At 68.4% G+C, this 18,462-nt stretch carries 16 protein-coding genes and 2 tRNA genes; 12 read left to right on the forward strand and 6 right to left on the reverse strand.

Annotated features, from left to right (window positions below; all coding sequences use genetic code 11):
• Positions 1-20: 20 nt before the first annotated feature.
• From H7F49_RS02445 to H7F49_RS02460, 4 genes are all read right to left on the reverse strand, one after another.
• Positions 21-815: a peptidylprolyl isomerase gene (locus H7F49_RS02445; protein WP_185681987.1), complete on the reverse strand. Its 795-nt coding sequence runs from the start codon at positions 813-815 to the stop codon at positions 21-23.
• Between the two features lie 112 nt (positions 816-927).
• Entirely contained in the window at positions 928-1,452 is a 525-nt protein-coding gene (gene coaD / locus H7F49_RS02450) for a pantetheine-phosphate adenylyltransferase (RefSeq protein ID WP_185681988.1), read from the reverse strand.
• A gap of 1 nt (position 1,453) precedes the next feature.
• Entirely contained in the window at positions 1,454-2,359 is a 906-nt protein-coding gene (locus tag H7F49_RS02455; protein ID WP_185681989.1) for a polyprenyl synthetase family protein, read from the reverse strand.
• A 35-nt stretch (positions 2,360-2,394) separates the two neighbouring features.
• Positions 2,395-2,649, reverse strand: a complete 255-nt coding sequence (locus tag H7F49_RS02460; RefSeq protein WP_185681990.1) for an exodeoxyribonuclease VII small subunit — start codon at positions 2,647-2,649, stop codon at positions 2,395-2,397.
• 85 nt (positions 2,650-2,734) lie between these two features.
• On the opposite strand from H7F49_RS02460, the gene purL reads away from it, so the two are divergent.
• Positions 2,735-4,930: a phosphoribosylformylglycinamidine synthase subunit PurL gene (gene purL / locus H7F49_RS02465; protein ID WP_185681991.1), complete on the forward strand. Its 2,196-nt coding sequence runs from the start codon at positions 2,735-2,737 to the stop codon at positions 4,928-4,930.
• 168 nt (positions 4,931-5,098) lie between these two features.
• Here purL and serB read toward each other — a convergent pair whose 3' ends face one another.
• The gene (serB, locus tag H7F49_RS02470; RefSeq protein ID WP_235981663.1) at positions 5,099-6,043 is read right to left on the reverse strand and encodes a phosphoserine phosphatase SerB; all 945 of its coding nucleotides are present in this window, start codon (positions 6,041-6,043) and stop codon (positions 5,099-5,101) included.
• Between serB and miaA the strand changes: the two genes are divergently transcribed.
• The 7 genes from miaA to leuA all read left to right on the forward strand — a co-directional run bounded on the left by miaA (position 5,976) and on the right by leuA (position 14,330).
• Positions 5,976-6,947, forward strand: a complete 972-nt coding sequence (gene miaA / locus H7F49_RS02475) for a tRNA (adenosine(37)-N6)-dimethylallyltransferase MiaA (RefSeq protein WP_185681992.1) — start codon at positions 5,976-5,978, stop codon at positions 6,945-6,947. The two genes, serB and miaA, sit on opposite strands and share 68 nt — an antisense overlap.
• Before the next feature lie 163 nt (positions 6,948-7,110).
• On the forward strand, positions 7,111-8,853 hold the full coding sequence (gene ilvB / locus H7F49_RS02480) for a biosynthetic-type acetolactate synthase large subunit (RefSeq protein WP_185681993.1): 1,743 nt from the start codon (positions 7,111-7,113) through the stop codon (positions 8,851-8,853).
• Between the two features lie 10 nt (positions 8,854-8,863).
• Positions 8,864-9,379, forward strand: coding sequence for an acetolactate synthase small subunit (gene ilvN / locus H7F49_RS02485; protein WP_185681994.1), 516 nt, complete (start codon positions 8,864-8,866; stop codon positions 9,377-9,379).
• A 152-nt stretch (positions 9,380-9,531) separates the two neighbouring features.
• Positions 9,532-10,551 carry a ketol-acid reductoisomerase gene (gene ilvC / locus H7F49_RS02490; protein ID WP_185681995.1) on the forward strand — a complete coding sequence of 340 codons (1,020 nt, stop codon included), beginning with the start codon at positions 9,532-9,534 and terminating at the stop codon, positions 10,549-10,551.
• Positions 10,552-10,680: 129 nt separating this feature from the next.
• A complete protein-coding gene (locus tag H7F49_RS02495; protein WP_185681996.1) occupies positions 10,681-11,496 on the forward strand; it encodes a hypothetical protein in 816 nt (271 codons plus the stop codon).
• Positions 11,497-11,632: 136 nt separating this feature from the next.
• Positions 11,633-12,430: a glycosyltransferase family 2 protein gene (locus H7F49_RS02500; protein WP_185681997.1), complete on the forward strand. Its 798-nt coding sequence runs from the start codon at positions 11,633-11,635 to the stop codon at positions 12,428-12,430.
• Between the two features lie 226 nt (positions 12,431-12,656).
• Entirely contained in the window at positions 12,657-14,330 is a 1,674-nt protein-coding gene (gene leuA / locus H7F49_RS02505) for a 2-isopropylmalate synthase (RefSeq protein ID WP_185681998.1), read from the forward strand.
• A 52-nt stretch (positions 14,331-14,382) separates the two neighbouring features.
• Here leuA and H7F49_RS02510 read toward each other — a convergent pair whose 3' ends face one another.
• Positions 14,383-14,874 carry a flavodoxin family protein gene (locus H7F49_RS02510; protein WP_185681999.1) on the reverse strand — a complete coding sequence of 164 codons (492 nt, stop codon included), beginning with the start codon at positions 14,872-14,874 and terminating at the stop codon, positions 14,383-14,385.
• Positions 14,875-14,967: 93 nt separating this feature from the next.
• Here H7F49_RS02510 and recJ point away from each other — a divergent pair, with 93 nt between their 5' ends.
• The 4 genes from recJ to H7F49_RS02530 all read left to right on the forward strand — a co-directional run bounded on the left by recJ (position 14,968) and on the right by H7F49_RS02530 (position 18,419).
• Positions 14,968-16,779: a single-stranded-DNA-specific exonuclease RecJ gene (gene recJ / locus H7F49_RS02515; RefSeq protein ID WP_185682000.1), complete on the forward strand. Its 1,812-nt coding sequence runs from the start codon at positions 14,968-14,970 to the stop codon at positions 16,777-16,779.
• A gap of 133 nt (positions 16,780-16,912) precedes the next feature.
• Positions 16,913-16,987: transfer RNA gene (locus H7F49_RS02520), tRNA-Glu, on the forward strand.
• Between the two features lie 58 nt (positions 16,988-17,045).
• Positions 17,046-17,120 (forward strand) — tRNA-Glu (locus H7F49_RS02525).
• Between the two features lie 87 nt (positions 17,121-17,207).
• Entirely contained in the window at positions 17,208-18,419 is a 1,212-nt protein-coding gene (locus H7F49_RS02530) for a sensor histidine kinase (protein ID WP_185682001.1), read from the forward strand.
• Positions 18,420-18,462: the final 43 nt, after the last annotated feature.

The following is an 18,462-nucleotide window of genomic DNA, read 5'->3' on the forward strand; positions in this document are numbered from 1 at the left end:
GGATGCCACGTGGGCCGGGATCAGGGCTTGGGCTTGGATGCGGGCTTGGGGACCGGTCGGGCGGCGGGCCTGGCGGCAGGCTTGGTCGCGGACGCGGCGGCCGGTTTGGCAGCGGGCTTGGCCGCGGGGGCGAACAGCTTTTCCGGTACCAGGCTGGGGGCAGGACCCCCGGTCAGGCTGGGGGCCGCTGCCGGCGGCGGCGGGAGGACCTGGGCCTTGTGTTCGCTGGCGAGCGAGGCCTGGAGGATCTTGGTGGGATTGGCCGGGGGTTCGCCCCGCTGGATGGCATCGACGTACTGCATGCCGCCAATCACGCGGCCGAAGTTCGTGTACTTCCGGTCGAGCGCAAAGCGCGGGTAGAACACGATGAAGAACTGGCTGTTGGCGCTGTCGGGCTCATTGGTCCGGGCCATCGAGACCGACCCGCGCACGTGGGGCATCGGGTTGAACTCGGCCTTGAGGTCCGGCAACTGCGATCCGCCCTGACCGGTCCCGGTCGGATCGCCGGTCTGGGCCATGAAGCCCTCGATCACGCGGTGGAAGATGATCCCGTTGTAGAACCCGCTCTTCACCAGGGTCTTGATCCGCTCGACATGGCCGGGTGCCCAGGCGGGCACGAGCCGGATGGCGACCCGCCCGCCGTTCGACAGATCCAGCAACAGCACGTTGTCCGGATCATGGGTCGGGTCGGCGTCCACCGCCGCGCTGAGCACCGGCGCCGCAGGGGTCACCGGCGCGGCATCCTTGGCCAGCGCCGGAGCAGCGCCGCAGAGCAGGGCGACGCAGAGAACGGAAAACAGCGACCGGCGGTTCATTCGTTTACTCACGCAAGCGGCCCGCGTGCGGGCCAGTCGGCAGGCGGGATAGCGGGGAGACACTGTCATGGCAATGAACGCCCGCGCTCTCCGGCCCGATGAAAGGGTTCGCTCAGTATTCGCCCAACTGGCCCTGGCTGGTCACCCGCGCCAGCACGTCATCCCGCACCGCCGGGCTGACGAACCGCGAAATGTCCCCGCCGAACAGGGCGATCTCCTTGACCAGCTTCGATGCGATCGGCTGCAGCTCGACCGCGGCCATCAGGAATACGGTCTCGATCCGCGGGTTGAGCTGCTGGTTCATCCCGGCCATCTGGTATTCGTATTCGAAGTCCGCCACGGCGCGCAGCCCGCGCACGATCACCGTGGCGCCCTGATGCTCGGCGAACTTCATCAGCAGGGCGTTGAAACCGACCACGGTCACATTGTCGATCCCGAGGCTCGCCACCTCGCGCTCGACCATCGCCATCCGCTCTGCGGGGGTGAACATCGGGTTCTTGGACGGGTTCGTCGTCACCCCGATGATCAGCCGGTCGACCAGCTTGGCCCCGCGGCGGATGATATCGGTGTGGCCCAGGGTGATCGGATCGAAGGTCCCCGGATAGACGCCGATGCGTTCTGCGGACGCGGCGCCCACGTCAGTGGTTCCTGGCCACGATGAACCGCGCCAGCGCGCGCAGGATATCCGCCTCCGGGCCGTATTGGGCCAGATGAGCGATCGCCTGGTCGACCAGCATGGCCGCCTGGGCGCGGGCCCGGTCGGCGCCAAGCAGCGAGACGAAGGTCTGCTTGCCCGCGGCCGCGTCCTTGCGAAGCGCCTTGCCGGCGGCGGTCTCGTCGCCTTCGTGGTCCAGCAGATCGTCGGCGATCTGGAAGGCCAGCCCGATATCGCGGGCATAGCCGCGCAGGTGCGTGCGGCCCTCGGCCGGCAGCTTCCCCAGGATCGCGCCCATTTCCACCGCCGCACCCAGCAGCGCACCGGTCTTCAGTTGCTGCAGCCGGGTGACGGTGGGCAGGTCGAACGATTCCGTCTCGGCCGCGATGTCCATCATCTGGCCGCCGGCCATGCCGTTCAGCCCGCTGGCGGTGCCGAGGCACAGGACCAGTTCCGAACGGGTAAAGGGATCGCCGGACAGGGCCGGATCGGCCAGCACCTCGAAGGCGAAGGCGTGCAGCGCATCGCCCGCCAGCACCGCGGTCGCTTCGTCAAAGGCCAGGTGCGCAGTCGGCTTGCCGTGGCGCATGGCGTCATTGTCCATGCACGGCAGGTCATCATGGATCAGCGAATAGGCATGGATCGCCTCGATCGCCAGGCTCGCCCGCACCGCCACGGCGCGATCGACGCCCAGCAGCTCGGCGGTGGCGGTGAGCAACAACGGGCGCACCCGCTTGCCGCCGCCGATCACCGCATAGCGCATGGCCTCGACCAGCCTCGCCCGGGCGTCGCCCGGTACGGGCAGGAGCGCGTCGAAACCCGCGTCCACTTCGGCCTGGATCCGCGTCAGTGCGGCGCCCAGCACGTCCTTGCCTGGAAAATCGGTCATATCCCTCCCCGCGTCCGGCCCATCACCGTGTCCCGTCAGCGACCGGGATCGTCGAACGGTTCCACCCCGGCCGAACGTCCGTCGGCCCCGCCCACGATCTTCTCGATGCGCGCCTGGGCGGCATCGAGCCGGGCCTGACAATGGAGCCGCAGCGCCTCGCCACGCTCGTACAGCGTGATCGAATCGTCCAGCGGCACCTCACCGCTTTCCAGTTTGCGCACCACGTCCTCAAGCGCGCGCAGGGCGTCCTCGAAGCTCAATTCGGCGAATTCGGCAGGGCTGTCGACCATGGTCACTGCCATGGCGCTGTGGAAAGGCACGGTCAAGCGCAGCCGTCGTTTGCGTCCCGCATAAGTGCGGGCTAAGGGCCCGGTCATGAGCCAGATCACGCCCGACGTCGTTGCCGCCCATGGCCTGTCCGAGGAAGAATATGCCCGGGTGCTGCACGCGCTCGGCCGCGAGCCCAACCTGGTGGAGCTCGGCATCTTCTCGGTGATGTGGTCCGAACACTGTTCGTACAAGTCGAGCCGCATCCACCTGAAAAAGCTGCCCACCGAGGCGCCCTGGGTGATCTGCGGTCCGGGCGAGAACGCCGGCGTGATCGACATCGGGGATGGCCAGGCGGCCATCTTCAAGATGGAGAGCCACAACCACCCCAGCTATATCGAGCCCTACCAGGGCGCCGCGACCGGCGTTGGGGGCATCCTGCGCGACGTGTTCACCATGGGCGCACGCCCGGTCGCCAACATGAACGCGCTGCGCTTCGGCCGGCCCGACCATCCCAAGATGAAGCATCTGGTCCAGGGCGTGGTCGCCGGGATCGGCGGCTACGGCAATTGCGTGGGTGTGCCGACGGTCGGCGGCGAGACCAACTTCCATCGTGCCTATGATGGCAACATCCTGGTCAACGCGATGACCGTGGGCGTCGCCGATCAGGACAAGATCTTCTATTCGGCGGCCACGGGCATCGGCAACCCGATCGTCTATGTCGGATCCAAGACCGGGCGCGACGGGATCCATGGCGCGACCATGGCCAGCGCCGACTTCGACGAGAAGAGCGAGGAAAAGCGCCCGACCGTGCAGGTGGGCGATCCCTTCACCGAAAAGCTGCTGATCGAAGCCTGCCTCGAACTGATGGCGACCGACGCCATTGTCGCAATCCAGGACATGGGGGCGGCCGGCCTCACCTCGTCCTCGGTCGAGATGGCCAGCAAGGGCGGTGCGGGCATTCGCCTGAACATGAACCGGGTGCCCTGCCGCGAAGAGGGCATGACGCCCTACGAGATGATGCTGAGCGAAAGCCAGGAGCGCATGCTCATGGTGCTGAAGCCCGGCAAGGAGGCCATGGCCGAGGCGATCTTCCGCAAGTGGGAGCTGGACTTCGCGGTGATCGGCGAGGTCACCGAAGCCCAGGCCGACGGGGGCCACATGGTGCTGGAATTCGATGGCGAAGTGGTCTGCGACATCCCGCTGGGCCCGCTGGCCGACGATGCCCCGCTGTATGACCGGCCCCACGTCTCGCTCGACGAGTACAAGGCCTGGGCCAAGGTCGCCCCGCTGGACCAGGTGCCCGCCAGCAGCGATCTCGGCGCCGATCTGCTCAAGCTGATCGGCTGCCCCGATTTGGCCAGCCGGCGCTGGATCTACGAGCAGTACGACAGCCAGGTCGGCGCGGACACGATGCAGAAGTCCGGCGGCGATGCGGCCGTGGTGCGGGTACACGGCACCACCAAGGCGCTGGCGATCAGCACCGACTGCACCCCGCGCTATTGCTATGCCGATCCCTACGAAGGCGGCAAGCAGGCGGTGGTCGAGACCTGGCGCAACATCTGCGCGGTCGGCGCGCGGCCGCTCGCCATCACCAACTGCCTGAACTTCGCCAATCCGCAGCGCCCCGAGATCATGGCCCAGATCGTCGAGGCCCTGCGCGGCATGGGCGATGCCTGCCGGGCGCTCGACTATCCGATCGTCAGCGGCAACGTCTCGCTCTACAACGAGAGCAAGGCGACCGGCGGTGGCTCGGCGATCCTGCCCACCCCGGCGATCGGCGGCGTCGGCCTGATGGAGGATCACTCCGTCATGGCGACCGTGCCGTTCAAGGCCGCCGGCGAGGCGATCTTCGTGATCGGCCAGAGCAACGGGCACCTGGGCCAGTCGTTGTGGCTGCGCGAGCTGCACGGCCGCGAGGATGGCGCGCCGCCGCCGGTCGATCTGGCCGCCGAGCGCTGCCATGGCGAATTCGTCCGGCAACTGATCGCCGAGGGCAAGGTCAGCGCGGTGCATGACGTGTCTGATGGGGGCCTGCTGATGGCCCTCGCCGAAATGGCCATGGCCAGCGGGATCGGCTGCACGCTGGAGGACATCGGCGACCACTTCACCGCCTTTGGCGAGGATCAGGGCCGCTATGTCGTGACCAGCGCGGTCGCCGACCAGATCCAGGCCGCGGGCATCCCGATGACCCGCATCGGCACCACCGGCGGCGACAGCCTCCGCGGCCCCGGCTTCACGGTGAGCATCGCCGCCCTGAAGGCGGAGCACGAGCGCTTCTTCAAGGCGTGGATGGAGGCGTAATCAAGCCCCTCCGCCACCCGCTTCGCGGGCGGTCCCTCTCCCCATCGCATCGCGACGGGAAGGATCAGCCAGTCACCGTAATGGTTGAATTGATCCTCCCTGTCCTGCGCAGCAGGATGGGGACGTGGCAGGCACCTTGGCGCCTGCCGGAGGGGCCGTTACTCTGCCCTAACCCAGCACCCAGTCCCGGCGCGGAATGCCCAGCAGGGCCAGGACGCTGGTCAGATCTCCGCGATCGATCGCGCCATTGGCGGCGGCGCGGGCCTTGGGCTTGGCGTAGTAGGCCAGGCCATAGGTCGCCGCTTCCAGCATCGGAATATCGTTGGCGCCATCGCCCGTCGCCAGGCTGACCGTGTCCGCGCCGAGCCGCGCGCCCTCTTCCAGCAGGACCTGGCGCTTGACCCCGCTGTCGGTGATCCCGCCCACCAGTCCGCCGGTCAGCCTGCCCTCATGCATGCCCAGCCGGTTCGCCACCACGCGTTCGAAGCCCAGGTGTTCGGCCACCGGATCGGCGAACTGGTGGAAGCCACCGGTGACCAGCACGGTGAAACAGCCGTGGGCCTTCAGCGTCGCCACCAGCACCCGGGCGCCGGGCATCATCTCGATCCGTTCGGCCAGGCACTGCGCGATGGCGTCCTGCCCCAGGCCACCCAGCAGGGCGACCCGCTCGGTCAGGGCCTGGGCAAAGTCGAGCTCGCCCTGCATCGCCCGTTCGGTGATCGCCGCGATCTGCGGCTTCAGCCCGGCGAAATCGGCCAGCTCATCGATGCATTCGGCCGCGATCATGGTCGAATCCATGTCGGATACGAACAGCCCGGGCAGCGCGATCGGGGCATCGGACAGGAGCAGGTCGGCCGGCGCGAAACAGGCGTCCAGGATCGCCCGGACGCGTGCCGGATCACCCGCCGGAAGCTGCAGCTCGATCACGTCCTCGCCGCTGGTCAGCGGTTCGGCCAGGGCCAGCGCCAGGCCTTCGCCGGCCAGCATCGTCCGGGCCTTGTCGAGATTTGCTGCAAGGGTCGACGGGTCTGCTATCAGCCGGGCGATGAGCACTGCGAATTCCTCTGTCGGGGCCTCCGCCGGCCGGTCCGGGGCGCCACCGGTGGCGGTCATCGCAGGGCCGACCGCCAGCGGCAAGAGCGATCTTGCGGTCCGGCTGGCCCTCGCCCTGGGTGAGCGTGGCCAGGCAGCCGTGGTGATCAATGCCGACAGCGCGCAGGTCTATGCCGATCTCGCCATCCTGAGCGCACGCCCCAACCAGGCCGAGATGCGCGGGGTGCCCCACCGCGTGTACGGAGCCTGGGACGGCGCCGTGGCCTGCAGCGCGGCGGACTGGGCGCAGGCCGCCACAGCCGAGATCGACCGGGCGCACCGGGACGGCGCGATCCCGATCCTGGTCGGCGGAACCGGGCTCTATCTGCGGACCCTGCTGGACGGGATCGCACCGGTTCCGGCGATCGATCCGGCCGTGCGCAGCGCGGTGCGGGCCTTGACCGTGGCCGAGGCCCATGCGGCGCTGACGCGCGAGGACCCGGCCCGCGCCGCACGGCTCAACCCGGCCGACACCACCCGCATCACCCGCGCGCTGGAGGTCGTGCGGTCCACCGGGCTCTCGCTGGATGAGTGGCAACGGCACCGCGAGGGCGGCATCGCCGACCGGATCGCGCTGCATCCGGCGGTGCTCCTGCCGGACCGGGCCTGGCTGTACCAGCGCTGCGACCTGCGGTTCGACGCCATGCTGGAGCACGGCGCCATCGCCGAGGTCGAAGCGCTGCTGGCCCGCGGCCTCGATACGGCCCTGCCCGTGATGCGCGCGATCGGCGTGCCCGAGATTGCAGCCTATCTCGCCGGGGAATCCTCGCTCGACGCGGCGCGGAGGCTTGGGGCCCAGGCGACCCGGAACTACGTGAAGCGCCAGCTCACCTGGCTGCGGCACCAATGTCCGCCGGACTGGCCGCGACTGGCTTACGAACAATACGCCACGGACATTCCTTTTGCATCTTTATTACTCGATTAGCTGTTGACGAGACATTTTTTATCGTCTAGCCGCCTCCCGCTTTCGGCAGCGGTTCGCGGGTTGACAGTCCGCGCGCCGAATCCGAAGGGCGACCCGGCCTGTGGGTCCGAGGAAGCAAGGGCACAGGCGGCCGCAGGTGCGGTCACGCGAGAAGGAATTGACGGTGACGGAAGAGCGCAGCGGCGCGGACATCCTGGTCGAAACCCTGATCCGTCAGGGGGTCGAATACGTGTTCGGTTATCCCGGTGGGGCCGTCCTGCCGATCTATGACGCGCTGTTCGAACACCCGCAAATCCGCCACATCCTGGTCCGTCACGAGGCCGGTGCCGCCCACGCTGCAGAGGGCTATGCCCGCTCCACCGGCAAGCCCGGGGTCGTGCTGGTGACCTCGGGCCCGGGGGCGACCAATGCCGTGACGGGCATTGCCGATGCCTTCATGGATTCGATCCCGATGGTGGTGATCACCGGGCAGGTGCCGACCACGGTGATCGGCTCTGACGCATTCCAGGAAGCCGACACGGTCGGCATCACCCGGCACTGCTGCAAGCACAACTATCTGGTCAAGGACCCGGCCGAACTGGCTGCCACCCTGGACGAGGCGTTCCAGATCGCCACCACCGGGCGCCCCGGCCCCGTGCTGGTGGACATTCCCAAGAACGTCCAGATCGCCACGGCGGCCTGGAGCGATGCGCCCCCGCAGCGCCGCAACCGCTACACCCCGCGCCTGGAAGGCAGCGCCGACGAGATCGACCGGGCCATCGACCTGCTCGCCAAGGCCCGGCGCCCGGTGTTCTACACCGGCGGCGGGGTCATCAACTCCGGGCCCCAGGCCACCGCCCTGCTGCGCCAGTTGCAGGCGCTGACGGGCGCCCCCCTCACCTCCACCCTGATGGGCTTGGGCTCGTTCCCGGCCGATCACCCGGACTGGCTCGGCATGCTGGGCATGCATGGCACCTACGAAGCCAACATGGCGATGAACCAGGCCGACCTGATCGTCTGCGTGGGCGCCCGGTTCGACGATCGCGTGACGGGGCGGCTCGACGCCTTCGCGCCGAACTCGACCAAGATCCACATCGATATCGATCGGTCGTCGATCAACAAGACGGTCCCGGTCGATCTCCCGATCGTCGGCGATTGCGGCAAGGTGCTGGCCCAGCTGATCGCGGCCTGGGGCACCCGCAAGGGGCAGGACCTGGCGGACTGGAAGCAGCGGATCGATGGCTGGCGCGGGCGCAACAGCCTGGCCTATCCCCGCCGCAAGGATGCCATCGCCCCGCAGTATGCGGTGGAGCGGCTGTTCGCGCTGACCCGGCACAAGGATCCGATCATCACCACCGAGGTCGGCCAGCACCAGATGTGGGCCGCGCAGTATTTCGGATTCTTCGGGCCGAACAAGTGGCTCACCTCGGGCGGGCTCGGCACGATGGGCTATGGCCTGCCGGCGGCGATCGGCGCGCAGCTCGGCAATCCGGACAGCCTGGTGATCGACGTGGCCGGCGATGCCTCGATCCAGATGAACATCCAGGAAATGGGCACGGCCACGCAGTATCGCTTGCCGGTGAAGGTGTTCACCCTGAACAACGAATACATGGGCATGGTCCGCCAGTGGCAGGAGCTGACCTATGAAAGCCGCTATTCGAACTCGTACTCGGACAGCCTGCCCGATTTCGTGAAGCTCGCCGAAGCCTATGGCTGGAAGGGCATCCGCATCGAGGACGAAAGCCAGCTCGATGCCGGGATCCAGGCGATGATCGATCACCCGGGTCCGGTCTTCGTCGACTGCCTCGTCGCCAAGGAGCACAACTGCTTCCCGATGATCCCGTCAGGCGCGGCGCACACCGAGATGCTGCTCTACGGCGATACCGTGGCCGGCACGATGGACGATGAAGCCAAGGCGCTGGTCTGAAGGGGTCGAGATGAAAATCCTGCACGAAGCCGAGGAACGCCACGTCCTCACCGTCATCGTCGACAACGAGGCGGGCATCCTGGCCAAGATCGCCGGGCTGTTCACCGCGCGCGGCTACAACATCGACAGCCTGACCGTGGCCGACATCACCGAGAACCACGCGGTGAGCCGGATCACCATCGTCACCCACGGCCCGCCGGCCCAGATCGACCAGATCCATGCGCAGTTGGAACGCCTGATCCCGGTCCACAAGGTGATCGACCTGACCGAGGTCGGCCCCTATGTCGAACGCGAACTGGCGCTGGTGAAGGTGGCCGGGATCGGCGACGCCCGGGTCGAGGCCTTGCGCGTGGCCGAAATCTTCCGCGCCAAGCCGGTCGATACGACCACGTCGAGCTTCATCTTCGAACTGACCGGGACGCCCGACAAGATCGACACCTTCGTCGGCCTGATGCGCGAGCTTGGGCTGGTCGAGGTGGGGCGCACCGGCGTGGTCGGCATGGCCCGCGGCGCGACGGGCGTGTGAACGGGCCGGGCGAGAATTCTGGAAACCGATTTTTGAACCGTCGTCATCCTGAACTTGTTTCAGGATCCATTTCTCCGGATGGCTCCGAGCGGGCGGCAAGGTGGATGCTGAAACAAGTTCAGCATGACGAGTTTTAGGCAAGGAATGGAACGATGAAGGTTTACTACGACGCCGATTGCGATCTCAACCTGATCACCGGCAAGAAGATCGCGGTGCTCGGCTACGGCTCGCAGGGCCATGCCCATGCGCAGAACCTGCGCGACAGCGGCGTCAAGGAGGTGGCGATCGCGCTGCGGCCCGGTTCGGCCAGCGCCGCCAAGGCCGAAGCCGCCGGCTTCAAGGTCCTGTCGAACGCCGATGCCGCGGCCTGGGCCGACGTGCTGATGATCCTCGCCCCGGACGAGAGCCAGGCCGAGATCTACGCGGCGGACATCCACGCCAACCTCAAGCCCGGCGCGGCGCTGGCCTTCGCCCATGGCCTGAACGTCCACTTCGGCCTGATCGAGCCGCGCGCCGATGTCGACGTGATCATGATCGCGCCCAAGGGCCCGGGCCACACGGTGCGCAGCGAGTACCAGCGCGGCGGCGGCGTGCCCTGCCTGGTCGCGATCTACCAGGACGCCACCGGCAATGCGATGGACGTCGCCCTGGCCTATGCCTCGGGCGTCGGCGGCGGCCGTTCGGGCATCATCGAGACGAACTTCAAGGAAGAATGCGAAACCGACCTGTTCGGCGAGCAGGCCGTGCTCTGCGGCGGCCTCAGCCACCTGATCATGGCCGGGTTCGAAACCCTGGTCGAAGCCGGTTACGCCCCGGAAATGGCCTATTTCGAATGCCTCCACGAGGTGAAGCTGATCGTCGACCTGATGTACGAGGGCGGCATCGCCAACATGCGCTATTCGATCTCGAACACGGCCGAATACGGTGACTACCACACCGGTCCGCGCGTGATCACCGACGAGACCAAGGCTGAAATGAAGCGCGTGCTGACCGACATCCAGCAGGGCAAGTTCGTCCAGCGCTTCTTCACCGACATCAAGATGGGCGCGCCCGAGATGAAGGCGAAGCGCAAGCTGCAGAGCGAACACCAGATCGAGAAGACCGGAGCCCAACTGCGCGCGATGATGCCGTGGATCGGCGCCAACAAGCTGGTCGACAAGGCCCGCAACTGATTCCTTCAGAGAGTGGACCTCTGACCGGCCGGCGCGGTGCCCCTGGGGCATCGCGCCGGCCATTTTTGTGCCGCGGCTTGGAGGCGCCAGGAATTTCGCCTAACCGGCCCTGGCAACTGGGGGGATGCGGTGCCCGACGATCTGGTAGTGGTGGCCTGGAACGGCAGCGGTGATCCGTTTGCGCTGCTGGAACGCGATGCCCAACCCGAGTTCCGCCTCGCCGCGTTCTGCTACACCGGACCCGGGCACCCGCCGCTGGATGCCGTCACCGTCCATGCCCATGCCACCCAGTGCAAGGGCGAGGCGTTCCAGGCCCTGATCGCCGACCTGTCGGCCAGCGGCGAGACCTTCGGCTATGTCGGCTTCATCGACGATGACGTCGCGATGTCCATCTCCGGGATCAACGCCATGCTGGCCGATGCCCGGGTGCATGGCCATGCCTCGTTCTCGGCCAGCCTGAGCCGTGACAGCTACCATTCGCACCCGCGCTTCTTCACCCTGGCCGGTTCGACCAAGCGGACCGTCGCATGGGTCGAGGTCATGGCCCCGTTCATCCGCTGGGACATGCTGCGCGCGGCGGGGCCGCTGATTGCCGGGAACACGTCGTCCTACGGGATCGACCAGTTCGTCATGCCCATGCTGCAAAGGGCCCTGCGCCTGCCGGATACGGTGATCTATGACAGCGTGGTGATGCGCCACACCCGTCCGATCACCAGCGACGGCAAGGTCTATCGCAACGGGCTGACCGCGGATCAGGAACGGGTGCTGCAGCGCCAGCGCTGCATGGCTTTCCTGCGCGAACAGCATCCCGACCTGCTGGGGACGCCATGGTGGTTCGACTGGGCGGCGCCGTGGAATGGTCCGGCCCGCTTCTGGGGGCCGCGACTGTGGCAGCCGGTCGCCCCGCTGCTGCGCCTGGCGCGGCGGCTTGGGATTGTCGGCTAGAGCCTCTGGCGTGGCCGGTCCGGATCGGGCACAAGCCGGGGCCAACCCCCTGACCGAACCTGCGATCCCGGCGCGGAGCAGGGTTCGGGAGGTGTGGGGCTGGCACGGGGCGAGCGTGTCCGGAACAGGAGGGGACGTGGTTGCGAGCATCGCTGAGGGGCCGCCGCGCTGGTCGGTGGTCATTCCCTATTTCAACGAGGCCGCGTTCATCGCCACGCCGATCGGCAGTGCCATTGCCCAGCAGGGCACGAGCCTGCGCCTGATCCTGGTCGACAACCGCTCGGACGACGGGAGCGAGGCCTGCGCCAGACAGCTCCTCGCCGGTCATCCGGAGCTGGAGGTGGTCTATCTGCGCGAGGAGACCCCGGGGCAGAACCATGCCCTCGCCAGGGGCTTTGCCGCGGTGGAAACGCCCTTCGTGGCCTTCTGGGATGCCGACACCGCCTACCCGCCGCATTACCTCGCCAGCGCCGAGCGCCTGCTGACCGGCGGCCCCTTCGTCGGAGCCCAGGCGATCGACGTCTATTGCGATCCGCTCAGCCCGGCGGGATGGCTGCGCCGCTGGCGGATGCGCCTGACGCAGCGCGTGCTCTCGCGGCAGGGCCACACCGGATCGTTCGGGCAGTGCTTCCGCAGCGATGCGCTGCGCTTGGCCGGAGGACCGCTCAGCCTAGCCTGGCCCTTCGTGCTGTACGATCACGAACTGATCCACCGCATGCTCAAGCAGGGGCCCCTGACCGGCGCAACCGACCTGTGGTGCCAGCCCTCCCCGCGCCGCTCGGCCAATGCCCATGTGCGCTGGACCCTGTTCGAGCGGGTCCTGTACCATGCGACGCCCTTCGCGCTGAAGGACTGGTTCTTCTACCGTTTCCTGGCCGGCCGGTTCGAGCGGCGGCGCATGGTCCAGGCCAATCTGCGCAAGCGCGACTGGTAGGGCGCCCCGGCAAAGCTGGGCCTTTACAGCGGCGGCGCAAATGCCCATAGACACCGGGATGATCCTGCGGACCGGCCTTACCCTGCGACTTATCCGCCCTTGGGCGTGAGCTGACGCGTCGGTTTGACCCGGCGCGTGCGGCGCCCAAGGGAGCCTGCACCGCCACTCTCCACATCTTCCCTGCAACGGCCCAACAACCCCGCTGCAACGCATTTGAGATCACACCATGACCATGCTGCAAGACCCCTCGGTCAAGTACCGTCCCTTCCCGCAGATCAACCTGCCCGACCGGCAGTGGCCGAGCCGCACGATCACCAAGGCCCCGCGTTGGCTTTCCACCGATCTGCGGGACGGCAACCAGTCGCTGATCGATCCGATGGGGGCCGAGAAGAAGACCCGGTTCTTCGATCTGCTGGTCCGCGTCGGTCTGAAGGAGATCGAGGTCGGCTTCCCCAGCGCCGGAGCGACCGAGTATGACTTCATCCGCGGCCTGGTCGACACCGGCCGCATCCCCGCCGACGTGCTGGTCCAGGTCCTGACCCAGTCGCGCGAGGATCTGATCAAGACCTCGTTCGAAAGCCTGGCCGGAGCGCCCGAGGCGATCGTTCATGTCTACAACGCGGTCTCGCCGCTGTGGCGCCAGGTGGTGTTCGGGCTGGAGAAGCCCGAGATCCGGGATATCGCCAGCCAGGGCGCCAAATACCTGCGCGACCAGGCCGCCCGGTTCCCGCAGACCAAGTGGCACTTCGAATACTCGCCGGAGACCTTCTCGACCGCCGAGGTCGATTTCAGCATCGAATGCTGCGAGGCGGTGATGCAGGTGCTCCAGCCCACCCCGGAACACCCGATCATCCTCAACCTGCCGGCCACGGTCGAGGCGGCGACGCCCAACATCTACGCCGACCAGATCGAGTACTTCTGCCGTAACCTGCCCAACCGCGAGAGCGCGGTGATCTCGCTCCACACCCACAACGATCGCGGCACCGGCGTCGCTGCCGCCGAGCTGGGCCTGATGGCCGGAGCGGACCGGGTCGAAGGCTGCCTGTTCGGCAATGGCGAGCGTACCGGCAACTGCTGCCTCGTCACCGTGGCGCTCAACATGTACACCCAGGGGGTCAATCCGGGGCTGGACTTCTCGGACATCGACGAGGTGATCCAGACGGTCGAGTATTGCAACCAGTTGCCGGTCCCGGCGCGCCATCCCTATGGCGGCGAGCTGGTCTACACCGCCTTCTCGGGCAGCCACCAGGATGCGATCAAGAAGGGTTTCGCCGCGCAGGAAACCCGCAACGACCAGATCTGGTCGGTGCCCTATCTGCCGATCGATCCGGCCGACCTGGGCCGCAGCTACGAAGCGGTGATCCGCGTCAATTCGCAGAGCGGCAAGGGCGGGTTCGCCTGGGTGATCGAACAGGACCAGGGCCTCAAGCTGCCCAAGCGGATGCAGGCGCACTTCAGCCGCCACGTCCAGGAACTGGCCGACGAGCTGGGCCGCGAACTGCAGGCCACCGACATCTGGGACGTGTTCCGCAAGGTCTACCGGCTGGACGAGCCCCAGCACTTCCAGCTGGTCGACTGGGACGAGGGCCGCGCCGCCGATGGCACCCGGGTCTTTGCCGGGAAGATCGGCGTGGACGGCCAGGAAAAGTCGGTGTCGGGACGCGGCAACGGCCTGATCTCTTCAGTGGTGGCGACCCTGCGTGACAGCTTCGGGGTGGCGCTGGAAGTGCGCGACTACACCGAACATGCCCTGGGCACCGGTTCCGACGCCCGGGCCGCGGCCTATGTCGAGTGCGTGACGGCGGACGGCCGCACGGTCTGGGGCGTGGGCATCGACGAGGACGTCGCCACGGCCAGCGTCCGCGCGGTGCTCAGCGCCGCCAACACCGCCGCGCTCTAAGCGGACCCGGCTGGCTTCGGCCGGGCGGGCGCGCAGCCGGCCCGGCCAGTCATCAGAACACGCCGAGCTCCAGGCCGCTCGCCAGGGCCTGGCCCAGGGTCCGGGCCTCGGCCAGCGCCGGGGCCGGCACCGTCTTGGGGGCCATGATCTGCTGGGGGGTCTGGGCGGCGAGGTTCACGATCAGTGGTTCGGCCACGCGCCGCAGGCGCCAGCCGGTCACTATCCGGTCGATCTGGCGCTGGGCCCCGCTGCCGTCCGATCCCGCCGCCACGATCGTCGCATAGGCCCGCCCCTCGATCGCGCCGAGCAGCGGGTAATAGCAGCGATCGAACATCTCCTTCAGCACCCCGCTCAAGGCCCCAAGGTTTTCCGGACCGACGAACAGATAGCCCGCCGCGGCGATCAGGTCGGCCGGCTGGCAGGCACTGGCGGGCAGCAAGCGACCCGCCGCCCCCGCCCCGTCCCCGGCCGCGCGGGCCAGGGCCTCGGCGGCGCCGGTGCGGCTGTGCCAGACGATCAGCAGGGTGCGCGGGGGAACGGTCAACGGGCTTGCCTCCAGGACGACGCCCCCCGCTTATCACGAAGTTTCGGATCGGCTCCACTTTCCGCCCGCGCCGCCATGCAGTAACCGGCGGGCATGGCATCACGTGCGTCAGCCCTTTCCGGGATCACCCGCTCGCTGACCGGCCGGCAATGGCGCTGGCGCGGCGGGAACATGGACCTGGGCGCTGCGGGACCGGATGAAGGAATCGAGCCGGACGGCCGGATCGACGACGATCTGGTGGCCCAGCTCCTGCTGTCGCGCGGGGTTCCGCGCGAGGATCTGGAGCGGCACCGCAACCCCTCGCTGCGGACCTTCCTGCCCGATCCCTCGCACTTCCGCGACATGGACCCGGCGGCCGAGCGGTTGGCCCAGGCCGTGCTCGGCGGCGAGACGGTGACTATCTACGGGGACTACGATGTCGACGGGGCGACCAGTGCGGCCCTGCTGGTGCGTCTGCTGCGGGCGCTGGGCCTGCCCGCCGGCTATTACATCCCCGATCGCCTGCTGGAAGGCTATGGCCCCTCGGGCGAGGCGCTGGTCCGCCTGGGCCGCGAGGGCTCCAGCCTGATCGTCACGGTCGACTGCGGGGCCATGGCCCACGAGGCCCTGGCCATGGCCGCTGCGGCCGGGATCGACGTGATCGTGGTCGATCACCACAAGTGTTCGGCCGAGCTTCCCCGCGCAGCCGCGCTGGTCAATCCCAACCGCCTGGACGAGAGCGACACCGGCGCCGCCCATGGCCACCTGGCGGCCGTGGGGGTGGCGTTCCTGCTTGCCGTGGCGATCGTGCGCTGCCTGCGGAGTCGCGGCTTCTTCGCCGCCCGGCCCGAGCCGGACCTGTTCGCCCTGCTCGATCTGGTCGCCCTGGGCACGGTGGCCGACGTGGCCGCGCTCCACGGTCTCAACCGCGCGCTGGTGGCCCAGGGGCTGAAGGTCATGGCCCGGCGCGACAACATCGGCATGGCCGCACTGATCGACGCCAGCCGGCTCAACCGCGCGCCGACCTGCAGCGACCTGGGCTTCGCGCTCGGCCCGCGCATCAACGCCGGTGGCCGGGTCGGCGAATCGACCCTGGGCGTGCGCCTGCTGACCACCGAGGACCCGGACGAGGCCCGTGCCATCGCTGCGCAGCTTTCGGCGCTGAACGAGGAACGCCGAGCGATCGAGCAGGCCGTGCAGGAGGCCGCCGAGGCCCAGTTGGACGGGCAGCACAACCGCGCCGTGCTGGTGCTGGCCGGCGCGGGCTGGCACCCGGGGGTGATCGGGATCGTGGCCGGGCGGCTCAAGGAGAAGACCGGCAAGCCGACGCTGGTGATTGCCCTGGAGGCCGACGAGGCGGGCCACGGCAAAGGCTCCGGCCGCTCGATCCCCGGGGTCGATCTGGGCGCCGCGATCATTGCCGCGCGCGAGGCGGGCCTGCTGGTCGCGGGCGGCGGTCATGCCATGGCGGCGGGGCTGACGATCGATCCCGGACAGCTCAACGCCCTGGCCAACTGGCTCGACGCGCGGCTCGGCGCGACGGTCATGGCGGCCATGGCGAACCAGGCGCTGACGCTGGACCTGGGACTGACCCCGCGCGGGCTGACCCCCGCCCTGATCGAACAGTTGGAAAGCGCCGGGCCCTTCGGCATGGGCTGGCCGGCACCGCGCGTGGCGGTCGGCCCGGTGCGCGTGGTCAAGGCCGATACCGTGGGGAACGATCACGTCCGCCTGATCGTGCGCGGCGATGACGGCGCCAGCTTCAAGGCCATGGCGTTTCGGGCCGCCTCGGGCGAGCTGGGTCAGGCCCTGCTCCACGGCACCCGCGATCGGCGGCTGTGGCTGGCGGGCCGCGCCAAGATCGACGACTGGGCGAGCCGGCCCCAGGCCGAACTCCACATCGATGACGCCGCCTTCCTCGACTGAAGGCCCGCTGCCGGGCGGCTTGCCGCCGACGGCCCTGTGCCAAGGGGCAGGTGCCCGGTGCCATTGCAATTCCGGGGTTGACCCCTGCGGGCGATCAACCTAAAGGCGCGCTCTCTCCGGCGCGAGCCGGGGCGGCCCCTTCGTCTAGCGGTCAGGACGCGGCCCTTTCACGGCTGAAACACGGGTTCGATTCCCGTAGGGGTCACCATCTCTTTCGGCCAGCGCCATCGGGCCCGGCCGGATTGACCACGCCACGTGGCTACCGTGGCCCCTTCGTCTAGCGGTCAGGACGCGGCCCTCTCACGGCTGAAACACGGGTTCGATTCCCGTAGGGGTCACCAAAGCCGCCGCACGGTCCTTTTCCTGACCTGGTCGTGTCACAAAACTCTTGTGGCGACGGAACCGCCGCCCGGCTAGTTGCGCGGGTGATGACTGGCGAGCAACCCAAGCCCTGGGCCGGCACGATTCTCGCGCTGATCGGCGGCGGCGCCATGCTGTCGACCGGGTCCGATCCGCTGCTGGTGCTGGGGATCGTGGTGTTGTGGTCGGCCTCGCTGTGGTTGTTCCGGCATGAGCCGCCGACGCCGCTGCCGGACATCGACACCGCCCAGATCGTCGCGGCCACGCGGGAAGCCGTGCTGGAAGCCGTGGGCATTCCCCTGATCCTGATCGAACGGGGGCGGATCGCGGCGGCCAATGCGCCCGCGCGGGCCGCGCTGGGCGAACACATCCTGGGGCAGGACGCCCGGATCGCGTTCCGCCATCCCGATGCCATGCAATTGCTCGACCGGGACGAGGACGGCAGCGTCAGCGTGTCCGGGTTCCTCGGCAGTCGGACCCTTTGGCAGCTCACCCGCCGCCGGATCGATGCAGGCGCCTGTCTGATAGAACTGCTCGACCGCACCAGCGAGGCCGACGTGAGCCGGGCCCAGACCGATTTCGTCGCCAATGCCAGCCATGAGCTGCGCACCCCGCTGGCGGCGATCATCGGCTATGTCGAAACCTTGCAGGACAGCGGCGCCGACATCGATGCAACCACGCGCGAGCGGTTCCACGCCACGGTGCTGCGGGAGGCCCGGCGCATGCAGGCGCTGGTGTCCGATCTGATGTCGCTGTCGCAGGTCGAGGCCGAGAAGCACGATCTGCCCGACCAGACAGTCGATCTGGTCCGACTGGTCGAGCGGGTGGCCGGTGAGGCCCAGGCGATTGCCGGAAGGGACCGGATCTCCATGGACCTGGCGGGCGGCCCGGTCGATGTCCGCGGCGACCGGACCCAGCTGGAACAACTGGTCCGCAACCTGATCGACAATGCGCTGAAGTATGGCGACGCCCAGCGGCCGGTGCGGATCACCCTGCGGACCGGCACACGCCGGGGAGTCGATCTGCTGGTTGCCGATGAAGGCGCCGGGATCGCTCCGGAACACCTCCCTCACCTCACCCGGCGGTTCTACCGCACCGATCCCGGACGCAGCCGCGGCGCTGGCGGCACGGGGCTTGGTCTGGCGATCGTCAAGCACATCGTCGAACGGCACCGCGGCCAGCTCGATATTGCCAGCACTCTGGGCGTCGGCACGACCGTCACCGTGGCTCTGCCGGTGCCGACTGCGGCTGTTGCCCCGCCTGCGGCCGGTCTGTCATGAAGGTGTCACGATTGTTTCACAGAGCGCCGGCACGGTTGGCGCG

The sequence above is a fragment of the Novosphingobium aerophilum genome (assembly GCF_014230305.1).
Taxonomy (GTDB): domain Bacteria; phylum Pseudomonadota; class Alphaproteobacteria; order Sphingomonadales; family Sphingomonadaceae; genus Novosphingobium; species Novosphingobium aerophilum.